Below are 17,438 nucleotides of genomic sequence, written 5' to 3'. Positions count from 1 at the left end.
CGATTCCCGGTCGAAGCGGGATCCTGCTTTTCGCCTTCCAGTTCTTCGCTTTCGCGTTTCCCTTTCCGGCGGTTCCAACCTTACCAGACTCTTTTTCGTCCCGTTTCCGGTTCGAATCTGAATTCTGGTGACCGTTGGATTGGTCTTTGCCTTTTGGCTGATTCGACTTTATCAGAAACATTCGGCCGAAAAATCGGCTTCGTGATTCAGAGGAAGGAATCAACGGCTCTGCGGAAATTCGATTTCCGGTGAGAGCGAGATAGATATTAGCTGCTGGTGCCGGACGTGTCCAGTCCGACGCAACCGTTAAAATCTACCTCCCCGTGTCAGCCATGTCAATGGTTGTCTGGGGCGAGGAGGAGACTAGCAGGTCAGCGGGGTCGCGCGCACATCAGGCGGCGACCGGGAGCTCGGCGCTTCGTTCCGTGGGATCGACATCTCCGGCGTCTCCGGCTCGCGCGGCTCGGCCGCCCAGGATGTAGACGTAGGCAAGGAAGGCCAGCTCGGCCGCGATGCCGATGGTGATACGCCCCCAGGTCGGGAGGCCGGACGGGGTGACGAAGCCTTCGATGAGGCCGGAGACGAACAGGACCAGCGCGAGGCCGATGGCCATGCCGATCGCGGCACGGCCCTGTTGTGCCAGGGCTGAGCGCCGGCTGGTCGGGCCTGGGTCGATGACCGTCCAGCCAAGGCGCAGGCCCGTACCCGCGGCAACGAACACTGCGGTGAGTTCGAGCAGGCCGTGCGGGAGGATCAGCCCCAGGAAGGTGTCGAGCCGGCCGGCTGAGGACATCAGGCCGATGCCGACCGCGAGGTTGAGCACGTTGACGAACAGGATCCAGATCACCGGGATGCAGAGGAACGCTCCCAGGACCAGGCACATGGCTGCGGCCTGGGCATTGTTCGTCCACACCTGGGCGGCGAACGATGCGGCCGGATGGCTGGAGTAATACGTCTCGTACTCCCCGCCCGGGCTGGTCATGCGGCGGAGGTCCTCCGGGGCCGCGATGGCTGACTGGACTTCCGGATGCGTGCCGATCCACCAGCCGATGACTGCCGCCAGCAGCGTGGAGAGAACCGCGGTGGGTATCCACCAGTGCCTGGACCGGTAGACGGCGGCGGGGAAGCCGGCGGTGAGAAAACGGGTGGCGTCGCGCCAGGAGGCTCGGCGGGTGCCGGTGACCGTGGCTCGGGCACGGGCCACGAGTTGGGTGAGGCGTGCCGTGAGCATCGGGTCCGGGGGTCCGGACTGGAGGAGCGAGAGATGGGTGGCGGTGCGCTGGTAGAGCTCGACGAGTTCGTCGGCTTCCGTGCCGGTGAGCCGGCGCCCTCGGTGCAGGAGATGGTCCAGGCGGTCCCACTCGGTGCGGTGGGCGGTCACGAAGACATCGAGATCCATGGTCGGCTGCTGCTCCAGGCATGGGTGCGTACGGGTTCGTACTACGGCGGCGCGCTGCCGGTCAGCTTGGCAGACTGAGGCCCCGAGGGGCAGGGATGATCGGCGAAGGGTGGGGTGGCGATGAGTGAGCTCGTAACCGGGGACGCGGTCGTGCTGGGGCTGCGTCCGGCGAAACTTCCGAGTCGGGCGCTGGCGTTGGCCATCGATCTTGCCGTGGTGGGGGCGGCGTTCGTCCTGGTGTCGATCGGGCTGGCCATCGCGACGGCAACGTTGGACGAAGCGGCACTCGCGGCGGTGTCCGTGGCGGCCTTCCTGCTGGTGCTGGTGGGCGGGCCCATCGCGGTGGAGACGCTCAGCCACGGGCGTTCGCTGGGGAAGCTGGCGTGCGGACTTCGGGTGGTGCGGGACGACGGGGGGCCGATCCGATTCCGGCATGCGCTGGTGCGTGGGGCCATGGGGGTCGTCGAGATATTGATGACGTTCGGGGTTGTCGCGTGCATCGCCTCGCTGGTGTCGGCGCGGGGCCGGCGGCTCGGGGATGTGTTCGCGGGGACGCTCGTCGTACGGGAACGGGTGCCCGCGGGGCGGGCGGCGGCCGTGCCGCCTCCGCCGCCGTGGTTGGTCGGGCGGTTCGCGGGGCTGGATCTGTCGGCGGTGCCGGAGTCCCTTTGGTCGGCAGTGCGGCAGTACCTGACCCGTATGCATCAGCTGGATGCGCAGGTGGGGTGGTCGATGGCGGAGCGGCTGGCCGGGGAGCTGGCGACGCGGACCGGGGTGCCGGTGCCGGAGGGGGTGCCGGCCGGGGCGTATCTGGCGGCGGTGGTGAACGAGCGGCAGGCGCGGGATGCGCGGCGGGTGTTCGTGGCCGCTCAGGGCGGGGCTGCTCGTCGTGGTCCGGAGAGGCAGGACGGGCGGTCGGTGAGCGGGGCTCCGGTGAGCGGGGATGCCGGCGCCGGGGCGCCGGTGGGGGCTGTGCCTTTCGTGGGGGCTGCCGAAGCGGGTGCGCCTTTGCCGGCCCCGGGGGCGGGGGGTCGGGTGCCGCCTGCTGCCACGGGGTTCGCGCCGCCTGCCTAGAGCGGTGAGGGCGGGGAGTCCAGGTCTTCGAGCTCGATGCCCGGGGCTGCGAGGACCACGTCGCCGGCGATGTGGACGGTGTGCTGTTCGCCGGTGTCCAGGGCGCTGACCTGGTATTCGTCCACGGTCAGGGGGCCGTTGTCAGTGGCGTGCGCTTCACTGTTCACCAGGGCCCAGGACTGGTCGACGGTGCGGGGGGCGAGGACCGGGTCCGTGAAGGCGACGAGGCGGATGCGGGTCGCGGGGGAATCGGGGGTGAGGCGCAGGAGTCGTGCGGTCGCGATGAGGAATGCGGGGGATGTGCCGGTGAAGGCGTGGGCGCGGACATTGCCTTCGGTGGCATGAGTGCCGGTCGGATCGGTACGGACCCAGGTGACGCCTTCGAGGGCGGCGCCGCGGACCTGCCAGCTCGCGGCGTGGAGTTCGAGGCGGATGGGCCGTCCCAGTTCGTCGAGGGTGAGGTCGACGGAGCCGAGGTGGTCACCGGAGGGGGTGGTGGTCCGGGAGAGGTAGCGCCAGCCGGAGGGGCCGGGTGCGCATTGGAAGTGTTCTTCGCCGAGGGGAGTGTGATCGTGGGGATCGTGGAGCGAATATCGGCCGCGGGGCATGGGGTCCTTCGGGTTTCCTCGGGCTGAGCGGGCAGCGCGGTACGGGGCAGGCCCCCGACACGGGGGTGCGGGGGCCTGCGCTCGTAGCTGCTGCTGAAGCTGTTCCGTCTGTCAGCGGCCGGTCGTCACTGACCGGTGGTGACGTAAGCGGTCGCTGACGGGCGGGATCGTTACGGATCAGTAGCGGTAGTGGTCGGGCTTGTAGGGGCCGTCGACCTCGACACCGATGTACGCGGCCTGCTCGGGGCGGAGCGTCGTGAGCTTCACGCCGAGGGCGTCGAGGTGGAGACGGGCGACCTTCTCGTCCAAGTGCTTGGGCAGCACGTAGACATCGGTCGGGTACTCCTCGGGCTTGGTGAACAGCTCGATCTGGGCCAGGGTCTGGTCCGCGAACGAGTTGGACATGACGAACGAGGGGTGACCGGTGGCGTTGCCCAGGTTCAGCAGGCGGCCCTCGGAGAGCACGATGAGGACCTTGCCGTCGGGGAACGTCCAGGTGTGGACCTGCGGCTTGACCTCGTCCTTGACGATGCCGTCGATCTGCGCCAGGCCGGCCATGTCGATCTCGTTGTCGAAGTGGCCGATGTTCCCGACGATGGCCTGGTGCTTCATCTTGGCCATGTCGGCGGCCATGATGATGTCCTTGTTGCCCGTCGTGGTGACGAAGATGTCGGCCTGGCCGACGACGTCGTCGAGGGTGGCGACCTGGTAGCCGTCCATCGCCGCCTGCAGGGCGCAGATCGGGTCGATCTCCGTGATGATGACCCGGGCACCCTGGCCGCGCAGGGACTCCGCGCAGCCCTTGCCCACGTCGCCGTAGCCGCAGACGACGGCGGTCTTGCCGCCGATCAGGACGTCGGTGGCACGGTTGATGCCGTCGATCAGCGAGTGGCGGCAGCCGTACTTGTTGTCGAACTTGGACTTGGTGACCGCGTCGTTGACGTTGATCGCCGGGAAGAGGAGGGTGCCATCGCGGTGCATCTCGTACAGCCGGTGCACGCCGGTCGTGGTCTCCTCGGTGACACCGCGGATCTCGGACGCCAACTGGGTCCACTTCTGCGGGGACTCACCGAGGGTGCGGTTCAGCAGGGTGAGGATGTGGGCGTACTCCTCGCTGTCCGCTGTCGACGGGTCCGGGGCCGCACCGGCCTTCTCGAACTCCACGCCCTTGTGGACGAGGAGGGTGGCGTCACCACCGTCGTCGAGGATCATGTTCGGGCCGCCGGTGGGGGTGTTCGGCCAGGTCAGGGCCTGCTCCGTGCACCACCAGTACTCCTCCAGCGTCTCGCCCTTCCAGGCGAAGACCGGGACGCCCGCCGGGGCGTCCGGGGTGCCGTTCGGGCCGACGGCGATGGCCGCGGCGGCGTGGTCCTGGGTGGAGAAGATATTGCAGGAGGCCCAGCGGACCTCGGCGCCGAGGGCGACCAGGGTCTCGATCAGCACGGCGGTCTGCACGGTCATGTGCAGCGAACCGGTGATGCGGGCGCCGGCCAGCGGCTGCGTGGCGGCGTACTCCTTGCGGATCGACATCAGGCCGGGCATCTCGTGCTCGGCGAGGGTGATCTCCTTGCGGCCGAAGACCGCGAGGGAGAGGTCGGCGACCTTGAAGTCCTGTCGATTGGCGACCGTCGTCATAACGGGCTGCTCCTCGTAATGGGGTCGAGGTGGGGCACGGATGGCTCTGCGGCGGCGGGCACACGAATGCCCGGAGCTCGCAGCGCAGTCCGTCGGAGGCCCTCTCTCCCTCGGCCGGTCCGTGTGTACGGACCGATCGACCGCCATCAGCAGCGACGTCTGACACTGCCGTCGAATCTACACCGATCGGCCCAGTCGCTCCCAGTCCGCCCCAAGCCGAAACGTGGCCGGGGAGCGGTCGGGATGCTGTTGGGATGCGGTCGGACGACGTGCCGGGAGCGGGAGAGAGGGCGGGTGGAGGGGGTGGTCAGTGGCCGGATTCCGTCGGGGTGTCCGGGGTGTCGCCGGGGGCTCCGCCCGGGGCCTTGCCGGGGTTGGTGCCTGCCGCGGCGGCGGCCTCGCTGTAGATGTCCGGTTCCAGGTAGATGACCCGGGCGATCGGGACCGCCTCACGGATCCGGCTCTCGGCGGCGTTGATGGCGTTGGCGACCTCGGTGGCCGTGTCGTCGTGCTGCACCGCGATCTTGGCGGCGACGAGCAGTTCCTCCGGGCCGAGGTGGAGCGTACGCATGTGAATGACGCCGGTGACCGTGTCGCCGTCGACGACCGCGGCCTTGATCTTCTCGACCTGGTCGGTGCCGGCGGCCTCACCGAGCAGGAGGGACTTCGTCTCGGCGGCGAGCACGATCGCGATGATGATCAGCAGGGTGCCGATACAGAGGGTGCCGATGCCGTCCCAGACCCCGTTGCCGGTCGCGAGGGCCAGGCCGACACCCCCGAGGGCGAGGACCAGACCGATCAGTGCGCCGAGGTCCTCCAGCAGGACGACGGGGAGTTCGGGGGCCTTCGCCCGGCGGACGAACTCCTTCCAGGAGAGCGAACCGCGGGTCTGGTTGGACTCCTTGATGGCCGTGCGGAAGGAGAAGCCCTCGGCGATGATCGCGAAGACCAGCACACCGACCGGCCAGTACCAGGCCTCGATCTCATGCGGGTGCTTGATCTTCTCGTAGCCCTCGTACACCGCGAACATGCCACCGACCGAGAAGAGGACGATGGAGACGAGGAACGCGTAGATGTAGCGCTCGCGGCCGTAGCCGAAGGGGTGCTGGGGGGTGGCCTCGCGCTGGGCTTTCTTGCCGCCGAGCAGCAGCAGTCCCTGGTTGCCCGAGTCGGCGACCGAGTGGACGCTCTCCGCGAGCATCGACGACGAGCCACTGAACAGGAACGCCACGAATTTGGCCACTGCGATCGCTAGGTTGGCGCCGAGTGCCGCCACGATCGCCTTGGTTCCGCCTGACGCACTCATGGGTGCCTGGTGTCCCTTCTTCGGTGCTGCGGCCCTGGCGCCGCGGTACGGCCGGACATTGTTGCAGTCGCTGGTGCGGACGGTACGTCAGGCCACCACTGTGGCGCGGAACAGGGTGCCGGTACCGGACGCTTCGACCTTTTCGCCGGAGGGTACGAACACTGAGGCACCGGGGGTGAGGCCGAATTCGCCGACCTTCGGGGCCCCTCCGGTGCAGAGCAGGATCTGCGGAGTGTCCCTGGTCAGGTCGACGGGGGCGGCGCCGGGCGAGAGGTCGAAGCGGGAGAGCCGGAATTCGTCCACGGGCGTCTCGTACAGCTCCTCGCCGGAGGGTGAGGCCTCGGGGCGCAGGACGCCGGGCTCGGTCGCCTCGAAGCGGACGATGCGCAGCAGTTCGGGTACGTCGATGTGCTTGGGCGTGAGTCCGCAGCGCAGCACGTTGTCCGAGTTGGCCATGATCTCGACGCCGAGGCCGTCCAGGTAGGCGTGCGGGACGCCCGCGCCGAGAAACAGGGCTTCACCGGGCTGGAGTTCCACGTAGTTCAGCAGCATCGCCGCGATGACGCCGGGGTCGCCGGGGAAGTGGTGGGCGATGCGCGCGTACGGGGCGTGGGCGCCGCCGAGGCGTTCGGCGGCGGCCGCGGCCAGGTGCACCGTTTCGGCCATGTCCGCGGGGTCGGCGCCGAGGATCGCGGTGAGGACCTCGCGCAGGGCGGCCTCTTCGGGGTGGGCGCCGAGCAGGTCGACGTACGGCTTGAGCGCGTCGACGCCGAGCGCCGCCATCGCCTCGGCCGCCTCGGTGGGCGGGCGGAAGCCGCACAGGCCGGCGAAGGGGGTGAGCGCGCAGATCAGTTCGGGCTTGTGGTTGGCGTCCTTGTAGGTGCGGTGGGGCGCGTCGATCGGGACGGACCGGCGCTCCTCGTCCTCGTAACCCCGCTCGGCCTGCGCGCGGTCGGGGTGGACCTGGAGGGAGAGGGGGGCGCCGGCGGCGAGCAGTTTGAGGAGGAAGGGGAGGCGCGGGCCGAACTTCTCGACGGTTGCCCGGCCCAGTTCGCGCTCGGGGTCGGCGGCGATGACGTCGGTGAGGGGTTGTTGGGAGCCTGCCTCGCCGGTGGCGGTGCCGGTGCCGGTTGTGCGGGTGAGGAGCGACGGGGCGCCGGGGTGAGCGCCCATCCACATCTCGGCCTGGGGTTCGCCGGTGGGGGCGATGCCGAGCAGTTCGGGGATGGCGGTGGTGGAGCCCCAGGCGTAAGGGCGCACGGTGTTGGAGAGCCGGTCCATGGTCTTCGTCCTTGTGAGGTGCGTGGATCGGGGTGCGGTGCTCTGGTCGGCTCTGGTGGGGCCGGGGTTCTGGTGAGGGTGCGGTGGAGGGCCTCGGAGTGCGGTGCGGTCTTGGTCAGGCGCCGGTTGCCGATGCCAGTGCGAGGTAGACGGCGGCGAAGTCGGTGACCGCGAGCAGTTCGGCGAGGGCTTCGAGTTCGGTGCCCTCCTCGGGTTCGAGTTCGCTGATCGCCGTGTCGTGGCCGAGGGCCAGTTCGCGGGCGGCGGGGGCCGCGCTCAGGCCGCCGGTGGGACGGTCTCGGAGCAGTACGACGCGGGCGTGCAGCGGCTCCGGCTCGTCGACCCGGTCGCGGAAGAAGTCATCGGGGTCGGCCCCGGCGGCGAAGGTGCCCGCCAGTAGTGTGCCGTGGGCGGGGAGTGCCTCGGGCAGTTCCGCGGCGAGGGCGGGGCGGCCGGACAGTTCGGCCAGGACGGCGGCGAATCTGCGGCCGATCGGGGCGGCGGCGTCGCCCTCCGTCCAGATGAGGGGCAGGCTCTCGGCGAGTTCGGCCGCGAGGGTCTTGGCGGGGTTGCTGTACGTGGCGATGGCCGGGCCGCAGCGTTCCGCGGTGCGGTCCAGGCGGTCGGCGACGCTCTGCAGGGCCTCGGCGGGCGCAGTGAGCAGGCCGACCCGGTCCAGCAGCGCGAGCAGCGGGGTGAACAGGGCCCAGAGCGTGCCGGGGCCCGCGGCTGAGGTCTCGGCGTCGTACTCGCCGTGCGGGGCGGAGGCCATCGGTACGACGAGCCCGTGCGCCCCGTCGATCGCCTCGCGCAGCGGTGACAGGTGGGGGGCGACCGCGACGATGCTGCAGCCTCGGCGGTACGCCTGTTCTGCGAGGAGGGCGAGGCCAGGCTCGGAGCCGTCGGCCGTGACGATCAGCAGCAGGTCCACGGAGCCGGCCCAGCCGGGCAGGGCCCAGCGCATCGCGCCCGCGGCGGGGGCGACCCCGGTGGGGTGGATGCGGGTGACGGGTGCGGAGGCGCCCGCCAGGGCGGTGATCAGGTCGGCGACGCCGGACGCGGCGGTGCCGGAGCCGGCGACCAGCACGGCGCGGGGGCGGCCCTCCGGGTTCAGTTCCGCGATGCCCGCCTCGGCGGCGTGGCGGGCGGCGGCACGGACCCGGGCCCCGGCCTCGGCAGCGCCGCGGAGCAGGCCGCGGCGGTCGGCTCGGGCCAGGGCTTCCGGGGCGTCGAGCAGCGACTCGTCGAGCATGGGGACGGTCCTCCGATCACGTGCTGATCACCGTGCGGGGTGCGGGTCGGTGGGCGTTCCTGCGCCCGTACGCCGTTACTCGGGGCGGCGGGCCTCGTCGACGAGCAGGACGGGGATGCCGTCCCGTACCGGGTAGGCCAGGGCGCAGTCCTTGCCGGTGCAGACCAGTTCGGGGGTGGCGGCCGCCGTCCGGTCGTCGAGCGGGGAGTGGCAGGCCGGGCAGGCGAGGATCTCCAGGAGGCCGGCTTCGAGCGGCATGGGGTGGGTCCCTTCGGGCTACGGATCAGGCGACGTCAGCCTACCGCCGGGGGGCGGGGCGGGCCCGGGGGGCCCGGGGGTCCGGGGGCCCGGGGGCCCGGGGGCCCGGGGGGCGGGGGCGGAGGGGCGGGAGCGGAGGGGCGGGAGCGGAGGTGCGGGAGCGGGGACGGGTGCCGGTGCGGGAGCGGGGACGGGTGCCGGTGCGGGGCCGGGGGCGCCTGCGGCGGGCCCGTTCCCCTACCCGCCCCTTCCCGTAACCGGGGCGCTGCCCAGGACCCCGCTCCTCAAGCGCCGGAGGGGCTTGAATATGCCGGACGGGCCGCATTGGCGCCGGACCGGCTGGGGACGAACTCGGGGGCTCCGCCCCCGGAACCCCCGCTCCTCAAGCGCCGGAGGGGCGGGAATGCGTGCCGGAGGGGCCGGGACAGGTGCCGGAACGGCCGGAAGCCGTGTCGGACGGGCTGGAGTGGGCGCCCTAGAGGGTGGGTGTGTCAGGGGAGTCCGGGGTTCGGATCAGGCTCAGGACCTCGTCCCGCACCGCTGCCATCGTCTGTTCGCCGCGGGCTTCCACGTTCAGGCGCAGCAGGGGTTCCGTGTTGGAGGCCCGGAGGTTGAACCACCAGTCGGGGGTCGTGACCGTCAGGCCGTCCAGGTCGTCGGTCGTGACCCCGGTGCGGGTCTCGAAGGATGCGCGTACCGCTGCTGTGCGGGCCTTCTGGTCGGCGACCGTGGAGTTGATCTCGCCCGAGCCGGCGTAGCGGTCGTAGCGGGCGACCAGTTCGGACAGGGGGCCCGGCTGACCGCCCAGCGCGGCCAGGACGTGGAGCGCGGCGAGCATGCCCGTATCGGCGTTCCAGAAGTCGCGGAAGTAGTAGTGCGCGGAGTGCTCGCCGCCGAAGATCGCGCCGTGCTCGGCCATCTCGGCCTTGATGAAGGAGTGGCCCACTCGGGTACGGACCGGCGTGCCGCCGTTCTCGCGGACGACCTCGGGGACCGAGAGGGAGGTGATCAGGTTGTGGATGACGGTGCCCTTGCCGCCGTTGCGGGCGAGTTCCCGGGCCGCGACCAGCGCGGTGATCGCGGACGGCGAGACGCCCTCGCCGCGCTCGTCGACCACGAAGCAGCGGTCCGCGTCGCCGTCGAAGGCGAGGCCCAGGTCGGCGCCCTCGGCCACGACCCGGGCCTGGAGGTCGACGAGGTTCTTCGGGTCGAGTGGGTTGGCCTCGTGGTTGGGGAACGTACCGTCGAGTTCGAAGTACATCGGTACGAGGTCGACGGGCAGGTTCGCGAAGACGGTGGGGACGGTGTGGCCGCCCATGCCGTTGCCCGCGTCGACGACGACCTTCAGTGGCCGGACGGCCGTCAGGTCGACCAGGGACAGCAGGTGGGCCGCGTAGTCGGCCAGCGTGTCGCGCTCGGTGACGGTGCCGGGGGCGGCGACCGGCTGCGGGGCACCGGTCTCGGACCACTTCTCGATCAGGGCCCGGATCTCCAGGAGCCCGGTGTCCTGGCCCACGGGTGCGGCGCCCGCCCGGCAGAGTTTGATGCCGTTGTACTGCGCCGGGTTGTGCGACGCGGTGAACATCGCGCCGGGGAGGCCCAGGCTGCCCGAGGCGAAGTACAGCTGGTCGGTCGAGCAGAGGCCGATGAGTGTGACGTCCGCGCCGCGCGACGCGGCTCCGCGTGCGAAGGCTCCCGAGAGGCCGGGCGACGAGGGCCGCATGTCGTGGCCGGTCACGATCGCGTCCGCGTTCGTCACCTCGACGAACGCCGCCCCGAACTGCTCGGCCAGCGCTTCGTCCCACTGGTCGGGCACCACTCCGCGCACGTCGTACGCCTTCACGATCTGCGACAGATCAGCAGCCACGGGCCGGTCCTCCTGAGATTTCTGCGGACCGCCCAAACTACCCGGAGGGCTCGTGCCCGAGCTCAGGAGTCCGGTGAGCGCAGCACCCGCAGGTGACCGCGGCGCGCGACCTCCATCGGATCGGCGGCGTGCGGACCGCCGCTGCGGCCGGCCGCCCCGCGGTCCTGCGGCCGTGCCGCTTCCCGCACGGCGTTGGCGAGCGCTTCGAGGTCGTCACCGCTGGGGCGGGTGGGCGCGGAGGGGTCGGAGAGCCGGACGACCTCCCAGCCGCGTGGGGCCGTCAGCCGCTCACTGTGCTCGGCGCAGAGGTCGTAGCAGTGGGGCTCGGCGTAGGTGGCGAGCGGGCCGAGGACCGCAGTCGAGTCGGCATAGACGTACGTCAGTGTCGCGACGGCAGGGCGGCCGCACGCGGTGCGCGAACAGCGACGTACAGGGCTCACGATGTTGGACGGTACCGCACTCTTGAGCGGGCTGCGACGACTCTCCCTCAGCTCACCCCACCGTGTCGCCCTGTGTCCAGCGGCACGAACGCCTTCCGGACCCTCCTTCTGACCTGCGGGAGGACGGGAAAGTACGGGTCGTATCGGCAACGATTCCGGTCACCACTCGGTATAAAAGCTGTCATACAGCAGGAGATCAACGGTCAGGCGCGGTGCCTGAAACGTGCCCCTGGTTGGCCGGATTGTTCAGGATTGGACATGCCGATGCCTTGGACGGTGCTTGGGAAGATGCCTCGTCGGCCGGCGACGATCCATCTGCCCCGCCGAGGGTTACGCTGCGTCAGTGATGGACAGTCCCGTACCTCCGCACCCGTCCGAGCCGCGCCCACGCCGTCGTGACCGTCATGGCCGCGGCATGCGGGGGCCCGTCGCCCCGCCCCAGGTGCCGCTCTCGGTCAGCCGGGCGGAGAACTTCCGCGATCTCGTGCAGGACTCGGTGGAACGGCTGGAGCGGCGCTGGCCGCAGCTGGCCGACGTCGACTTCATGGTGCTCGACGTGCCGGGGACGCGGGAGGAGACCGTGCCGCTGGGGCGGGCGGTCTCGGCGGAGAAGGGCCGGCCGGCGCAGATCGTGGTCTACCGGCGGCCCGTCGAGATCCGTACGAAGGGCCGCGACGAGCGCGCCCTGCTGGTGCACGAGGTCGTGGTGGAGCAGGTCGCGGAGCTGCTCGGGCTCGCTCCGGAGTCCGTGGACCCGCGGTACGGGCAGGAGTAGCGGGAGCCCGGACCGGTGGACGGGCGGGCGGGGGCGGCGGGGGCCGTGCGTTGTCCGGTCCCCGCCCGTCCCGGGGCCGGTGGGTTGCACGGTCCGCCGCCCGTCAGGGCCGTGCGCTGTCCGGTCCCCCGCCCGTCCCGCTCAGTCGTCGAGGACCGACAGGTCCTGCTCGGCCGTGGGCACCTCTACGGTTCCGTTGTCGTCCGGCAGGGTCTGCACGGTGAACATCTGGATGCCGTCCTGTGTGACGGTGAGCGTGCGCGCGGCGTGGACCGGACCGCCCGACTCCGTCTCGACCGTCAGGGCGTAGCCGCCCTTGAGCCCGGACGGTACGGGCGGGGTGACCGCCAGCGTCGTACCGCCCTTGACCGTGTACTTCTTGACGGTCTGTTCGCCGCCCCCGCTGCCCGCCGACGCCGTGACCTTCACGGTCGCGGTGGCCCCCGGCGCGGTGAGCGAGAGGACCGAGCCCTTGTCCCGGTTGTCGGCCACGGTCGCCCGTGCGCCCACCGGGCCGGTCGCCGGGATGTAGCCGACCTCCTGCTTGTCGCCGGTGCCGCGAACCACGCGCAGTGCGGCGACCACCTGGGGGTTCTTCCCTCCCTTGGCCGGGGCCAGCAGCAGGGAGCCGGCCTCGCCCTTGGTGATGTCCTTCAGGTCGACGCCTGCGGTCATCCGGGACTTGACGTGGATGGCCTCGTTCCCGACCGGGGAGATCGCGCCGGTCTTGCCGATCAGTTTCACCGTCAGATCGGCGTCGTCGTCGCCCGTCGCGAAGGCCACGAGACGGACCGAGGTGGCGTCCGCGGGAATGCCGGGGAGCACCAGGGTGCCCGACGGGTCGGCGGAGGCGGCCAGCCAGTCGCTGCCGGTCTCCTCGTCCGCGGCCCTGACGACCGCGCCGACGCGCCCGGCACGGGTGGTGACGTGGACGGTGACGTCCTCGGTCGCCTCGCTGGTGAGCGTGGAGATCAGGACCGGGACGCTGGACCGGGCGGGCACCGTGATGCCCTCGCCGGTATCGGACTTGAGCGAGCCGTCCGGGCCGTACAGCTCGATGTCGGCGACGGCCGCGGTGTCGTCCGGGTTGGTCAGGTGGACGTAGTCCTCGCGGGACTTCGCGGTGCTCGCGGCCGGGAACCAGAAGTCCGTGTCGGGGCCGGTGCAGCTGACGCCGAGCAGGCCGCGGGAGCCACCGGCCTCGACCATGGTGGTCTGCTGGGTGGTCCAGCCGGGGGCCAGCCGGCCGGTGGCGGTGCCAAACAGTGCGGGGGCGCCGGAGCCGGACTCCTCGGCGATGGCCGGTTTGCCGGGCTCCTTGAGCGAGACGACCGGCTTTCCGGGGTCCGCCTTCTTCTCGCTCTTCTTCTCGTCCTTCTTCTCGCCGTCGGCCGTGGTGGAGGTGGCCTTCCGCAGCTCGGCATTGCCGGCCTCGCCACCGCTGCCGCCGCCCGCCGGGGTGAAGGAGGTGTAGGTCGTCTCCGCGAGGTCCGCGAGGCCGGGGGACGGGCAGAGCAGGCTGGACCGTTCCACCGGCAGCCGTGCGGCGGTCTTCGCCTCTGCCTCGCCCCCCTCGCCGGGCGCGGTGAGCGCGGCGAATCCGGTGACTGCGGCGAGGGCGACGGTGCCCGCGATGAGGGACAGGCTGGTGGACTTCACTCGGACTCGCCTCGCGATGCGTTACCGGTCGGCCACGGGTTCTGGCCCGGGGCGGGGTTCTCGTCGGGGTTCTGCGGGTCGTACCCGCCCCCCTGTGGGTCGTACTGGGCCTGTTGGCCGTACTGGGAGTGGGCCTGGGAGTCGTACGGGGCCTGGGCCCGGGGGTCGTACTGCTGCTGGGCGTAGCCGTACGGGTCGTAGGCGTTCTGCTGGTACGGGTCGGCGGCGAGGTGGTCCTGCTGCGTGCCGTACTGGCCGTCCTGACCGTCCTGGTACTGCTCGCCCTGGTACTGGTGGTAGCCGGCGTCCTGGTACTGCTGGGCGTCCCATTCGCCGTACTGCTGCTGCTCGCCGTACTGCTGCTGCGGCACGGCCGCGTACTGGCTGTCGTCGGCCTGGGGGGCGAAGGCGTCCTGGTCGTCGCCCCGGTGCGGTTGCTGCTCGGGGATCTGCTGGGCCGGGTCCTGCCGGTCCGGAGCCTGCTGGGCGGGGTCGTACTCCCCCGCCTGCTGCGACGGGATGTACTGCCCCGGCGCGTCCGGTGCCTCCCCGTCCGGGCCGGCCTCCGCTCCCGCCTCGGCTTCCGCCTGGGCGGCCGCGCGCAGCCTGCGGGCCCGCCGTCCCTCGCCGGCGACCGGCTCCGCGGGGACCGTCACGGTCTCCTCGGGCAGGTCGTCGTCGATCTCCCGGCGGCGGCCGGGCAGCGCGAGGACGAGCAGGACGACGGCCAGCGCGGACTGCGTCCAGATCCAGGCGGTGTGGGTGAACGGGGTGTCGTACGTGAGGTCGAGCGTGCCGCCCTCGGCGGGGAGTTCGAAGCCCTGGGCCCAGCCGTCGACGGTCTTCGGGGTCAGCGCCCGGCCGTCGAGCGTGGCCTGCCAGCCGGGGTCGGCGGCGTCCGCGATCCGCAGCACGCGGCCGGAGCCACCCGCCGGGATCTTGCTGTGCGCCTCGACGGGGAGGGAGCCGACGGGCAGCGGTTCCCCGTCGGTGCCGGACGGCATGATCATGACTCGGGCGACCTGGCGGTCGACCCGCCACAGCGCGCTGCCGTCCAGCTGGCTCAGCCGGCTGAGGCCCGGGGTCGCGTCGAGGACCCGGCTCATCTGCTTCGGGGCGCCGTCGCGGACCAGTACGTAACGGATCGCGAAGCCGCTGAGCTGGCTGCCCTGGTCGGCTCCGGAACCCGCGACCAGGTTGGCGACGACCTTGTCGAGGTGGCTGTTGCTGCCGCCCGCCTCGGTCAGTTCGGCGTCGCCGAGCCGCGCGCCGGAGCCGCGGACCAGGCTGTACGAGACGCCGGCGGGCGAGGTGCCGCCGAGGACCAGGGTGCGCGGCTGGTCGCGGGTGGTGCTCTCCTCCGCCACGAACGCGGGCACCTGCACCGGGTCGCGGCGCTCCAGCGGGCCCGACGCGCCGCCGATCATCCAGCTCACGGCGGCCAGTGCCGGGGCGAGCCCCGCGGCGAGGGCGATGAGCACGGCGACCGGCTGCCGCCAGCCGAAGCTGAGCTCGGCGACGCGTACCCGGGCGCCGTCCGCGCCGACCAGTGCGGCGGCGATCAGCGCGATGCCGTAGACGAGGGTGGCGGGACCGGCCCAGCCCGAGCCGTTGGCCAGCGCGGCGAAGACCAGCGCCACGAGCGCGACCGCCCACGCGGTGCGCACCGCGAACTGCCGCTCCCCGCGCAGCAGCGCGGCCAGCGCGGCGAGCACGATGCCCAGCAGCAGCACTCCGCCCGCGGCCTTGGGGCCGCCGGGGCTGAGGCCGAGCAGGTCGAATGCGGAGGCCGTGCCCGTACCGATGTCCAGGCCCGCCTCCTTCAGGAAGCCGGACGGGCTGGTGAGCAGCGAGAGCGACCAGGGCGCGAGGACGAGCAGCGGGGTGCCGATCGCGGCGAGGAAGCGGAGTCCGTACGCGGCGATGTCATCGCGGCGCAGGGCCAGCACGCCGATGCCGAGGACCACGGCGAGCGGCCAGACGATCGGCGTGAACGCCATCGCGAAGGTGAGGAGCAGGGTGTACGCCCAGGTGGCGCGCCAGCTGCCGCGGGCGTCACCGGCGGCGCGCATGCCGTGCGCGGAGACGGCGGCGCGGGCGATCAGCGGGAGCAGCACGGCCAGTACGGCGGTGCCGAGGCGGCCGGTCGCCAGGGCTCCGGTCGCGGCGGGCAGGAAGGCGTACGCGACGCTCGCCCAGGCCCGCAGCAGCCTCGATTCGAGCAGCGGCCGGGAGACGAAGTAGGCGGTGAGTCCGGCGAGCGGGACCGAGCAGACCAGCAGGAGCGTGAGCGCGAAGCCGGTCGAGCCGAGGAACAGCGCGGACAGGGCCGAGATCACGGCGAGGTAGGGCGGCGCGGTCTGTGTGCCGCCGGTGCCGACCGTGTGCCAGCCGTCCGCGTACTTGCTCCACAGGTCGGAGACGTCGGCGGGTGCGGGCAGGAGTGCGCCGCCGGCCAGCGCGCCGCCACCGAGAAGGCCGCGGCAGGCGACCAGCGAGACGAGGAGCAGCACGGCGAAGAGCACCGGGCCGGGCTTGCGCCCGATCCGCTTGAGCCGCGCGAACTGCTCGATCTCCAGGAAGTCGGCGTCGTCGCCGCCGGGGCCGGACTCCACGGCGCCGTGCCGGGAGCCGCCCGAATCGGCGTCGGAGCTGCCGAAGTTGCCGGCGACCTGGTCCACGGTGGCGCGGACGGTGGCGCCCGGCGGCGGGAAGAGGCCGCGCAGTTCGGCCTGGTCCACGGCGCCCTTGCCGCGGCTGCGCCGGGCCGCGAGGATCCGGCCGGGCCGCAGCAGGGTGCCGAAGAATCCGGCGACCTCGTCGAGTGCCTGGCCGGGCACCTTGCCGACGAGATAGGCGAGGGTGCGCAGCAGGGTGCCGACGACGAGCCGGAGCATCACCCAGGGCAGCGCCTTGGCGCGGGCGTTGACCAGCATCGTGTAGACGGCGCCGGCCTTGTCGACGCGGTGCGGTGAGGCGACGGAGCGTCCCGCGCAGTCGATGGGGCGGCGCTCGCGGGCGGAGGCCTCGGCGTGCCGCAGGACGGCGTCGGGGGCGACGAGCACCCGGTGTCCCGCGACGTGCGCGCGCCAGCACAGGTCGACGTCGTCACGCATCAGGGGGAGCCTGCGGTCGAACCCGCCGAGCTCCTCCCAGATGTCACGGCGGATCAGCATGCCGGCGGTGGAGACGGAGAGCACGGTACGGACCTGGTCGTGCTGGCCCTGGTCCTGCTCGCGGCGGTCGAGTCCGGTCCAGCGGCGTCCGCTGTTGGCGATGGAGACACCGACCTCCAGCAGCTGCTTGCGGTCGTACCAGCCGCGGAGCTTGGGGCCGACGATCGCGGCGTGCGGGTCGGTGTCGACGACGCGCAGCAGTTCGGCGAGCGCGTCGGGCTCGGGGGCGCAGTCGTCGTGGAGCAGCCAGAGCCACTGCACCGGTTCGCCGTGCGGCAGTTCGGGCAGGTCGTAGGCGTCGTCGCGCCAGCTCCTGCTGACGGGGTCCCAGCTGCTGGGGCGCTTCAGGTACGGCAGGTCCTCGGGGGTGAGGACACCGGCCGTGCGGGTCGCCTCGTCGACGGCGGTGCCGAAGCTCGTACGGCGCGCGAGGTGCAGGACCCGTTCGGCGCCGAGCGCCTCGGTGACCAGCCGCGCGGAGTCGTCGGCGCTGCCGGTGTCGGCGGCGACGATGTTCTGTACGGGGCGTTCCTGCCCGAGCAGCCCGGCGATCGCGTCGGGCAGCCAGCGTGCGCCGTCGTGGGAGACGAGCACGGCGGTGACGACGTGCCGGGGGAACTCTGGGGTGGCGGCGGCCGCGTACGGCGCCGCCGATTGGCTGTGCACGGACATCGAGGTACGGGCCCTCCGGCCGGGTCCGGGGGGCGT

The 17,438-nt window shown here is 71.9% G+C and carries 14 protein-coding genes; 3 read left to right on the top strand and 11 right to left on the bottom strand.

The features are described from left to right. A partial coding sequence (locus ACIRJP_RS37105) for a hypothetical protein (RefSeq protein WP_404184309.1) occupies nucleotides 1-252 on the top strand: 252 nt, incomplete at its 5' end. A gap of 139 nt (nucleotides 253-391) precedes the next feature. Here the strand turns inward: ACIRJP_RS37105 and ACIRJP_RS37100 are convergent. Next, nucleotides 392-1,399 carry a stage II sporulation protein M gene (locus tag ACIRJP_RS37100; RefSeq protein WP_404184306.1) on the bottom strand — a complete coding sequence of 336 codons (1,008 nt, stop codon included), beginning with the start codon at nucleotides 1,397-1,399 and terminating at the stop codon, nucleotides 392-394. Between the two features lie 120 nt (nucleotides 1,400-1,519). Here ACIRJP_RS37100 and ACIRJP_RS37095 point away from each other — a divergent pair, with 120 nt between their 5' ends. Continuing rightward, nucleotides 1,520-2,473: an RDD family protein gene (locus tag ACIRJP_RS37095; RefSeq protein ID WP_404184312.1), complete on the top strand. Its 954-nt coding sequence runs from the start codon at nucleotides 1,520-1,522 to the stop codon at nucleotides 2,471-2,473. Here ACIRJP_RS37095 and ACIRJP_RS37090 read toward each other — a convergent pair. The 8 genes from ACIRJP_RS37090 to ACIRJP_RS37055 all read right to left on the bottom strand — a co-directional run bounded on the left by ACIRJP_RS37090 (nucleotide 2,470) and on the right by ACIRJP_RS37055 (nucleotide 11,120). Further along, the gene (locus ACIRJP_RS37090) at nucleotides 2,470-3,081 is read right to left on the bottom strand and encodes a hypothetical protein (RefSeq protein ID WP_404184303.1); all 612 of its coding nucleotides are present in this window, start codon (nucleotides 3,079-3,081) and stop codon (nucleotides 2,470-2,472) included. The genes ACIRJP_RS37095 and ACIRJP_RS37090 overlap by 4 nt on opposite strands. A 177-nt stretch (nucleotides 3,082-3,258) precedes the next feature. Beyond that, a complete protein-coding gene (gene ahcY / locus ACIRJP_RS37085) occupies nucleotides 3,259-4,716 on the bottom strand; it encodes an adenosylhomocysteinase (RefSeq protein ID WP_404184300.1) in 1,458 nt (485 codons plus the stop codon). Nucleotides 4,717-5,023: 307 nt separating this feature from the next. Next, entirely contained in the window at nucleotides 5,024-6,022 is a 999-nt protein-coding gene (locus tag ACIRJP_RS37080; RefSeq protein ID WP_404184297.1) for a cation diffusion facilitator family transporter, read from the bottom strand. Between the two features lie 87 nt (nucleotides 6,023-6,109). Then, the gene (manA, locus tag ACIRJP_RS37075) at nucleotides 6,110-7,303 is read right to left on the bottom strand and encodes a mannose-6-phosphate isomerase, class I (protein WP_404184294.1); all 1,194 of its coding nucleotides are present in this window, start codon (nucleotides 7,301-7,303) and stop codon (nucleotides 6,110-6,112) included. A gap of 115 nt (nucleotides 7,304-7,418) precedes the next feature. Continuing rightward, nucleotides 7,419-8,555, bottom strand: a complete 1,137-nt coding sequence (locus tag ACIRJP_RS37070; RefSeq protein ID WP_404184291.1) for an SIS domain-containing protein — start codon at nucleotides 8,553-8,555, stop codon at nucleotides 7,419-7,421. A gap of 75 nt (nucleotides 8,556-8,630) precedes the next feature. Then, nucleotides 8,631-8,813, bottom strand: coding sequence for a Trm112 family protein (locus ACIRJP_RS37065; protein WP_404184288.1), 183 nt, complete (start codon nucleotides 8,811-8,813; stop codon nucleotides 8,631-8,633). Between the two features lie 475 nt (nucleotides 8,814-9,288). After that, complete coding sequence (locus ACIRJP_RS37060) at nucleotides 9,289-10,680, bottom strand: phosphomannomutase/phosphoglucomutase (RefSeq protein WP_404184285.1); 1,392 nt, start codon at nucleotides 10,678-10,680, stop codon at nucleotides 9,289-9,291. A gap of 62 nt (nucleotides 10,681-10,742) precedes the next feature. Further along, a complete protein-coding gene (locus tag ACIRJP_RS37055) occupies nucleotides 10,743-11,120 on the bottom strand; it encodes a DUF3499 domain-containing protein (RefSeq protein ID WP_404184282.1) in 378 nt (125 codons plus the stop codon). A 346-nt stretch (nucleotides 11,121-11,466) separates the two neighbouring features. Between ACIRJP_RS37055 and ACIRJP_RS37050 the strand changes: the two genes are divergently transcribed. Beyond that, on the top strand, nucleotides 11,467-11,895 hold the full coding sequence (locus tag ACIRJP_RS37050; protein WP_404184279.1) for a metallopeptidase family protein: 429 nt from the start codon (nucleotides 11,467-11,469) through the stop codon (nucleotides 11,893-11,895). A 141-nt stretch (nucleotides 11,896-12,036) separates the two neighbouring features. On the opposite strand, the gene ACIRJP_RS37045 is transcribed toward ACIRJP_RS37050, so the two are convergent. Together ACIRJP_RS37045 and ACIRJP_RS37040 are read right to left on the bottom strand one after the other, a co-directional pair. Further along, on the bottom strand, nucleotides 12,037-13,554 hold the full coding sequence (locus ACIRJP_RS37045) for a DUF5719 family protein (protein ID WP_404184276.1): 1,518 nt from the start codon (nucleotides 13,552-13,554) through the stop codon (nucleotides 12,037-12,039). After that, a complete protein-coding gene (locus ACIRJP_RS37040) occupies nucleotides 13,551-17,402 on the bottom strand; it encodes a glycosyltransferase (RefSeq protein WP_404184273.1) in 3,852 nt (1,283 codons plus the stop codon). Before ACIRJP_RS37040 ends, ACIRJP_RS37045 begins: the two co-directional genes overlap by 4 nt. Nucleotides 17,403-17,438 lie beyond the last annotated feature (36 nt).

Origin of the sequence: Streptomyces sp. NPDC102437 (assembly GCF_044765565.1) — a bacterium.
Lineage (GTDB): Bacteria > Actinomycetota > Actinomycetes > Streptomycetales > Streptomycetaceae > Streptomyces.
The sequence above is the reverse complement of the archived record's forward strand: the minus strand, read 5'-3'. Positions and strand labels throughout refer to the sequence as shown.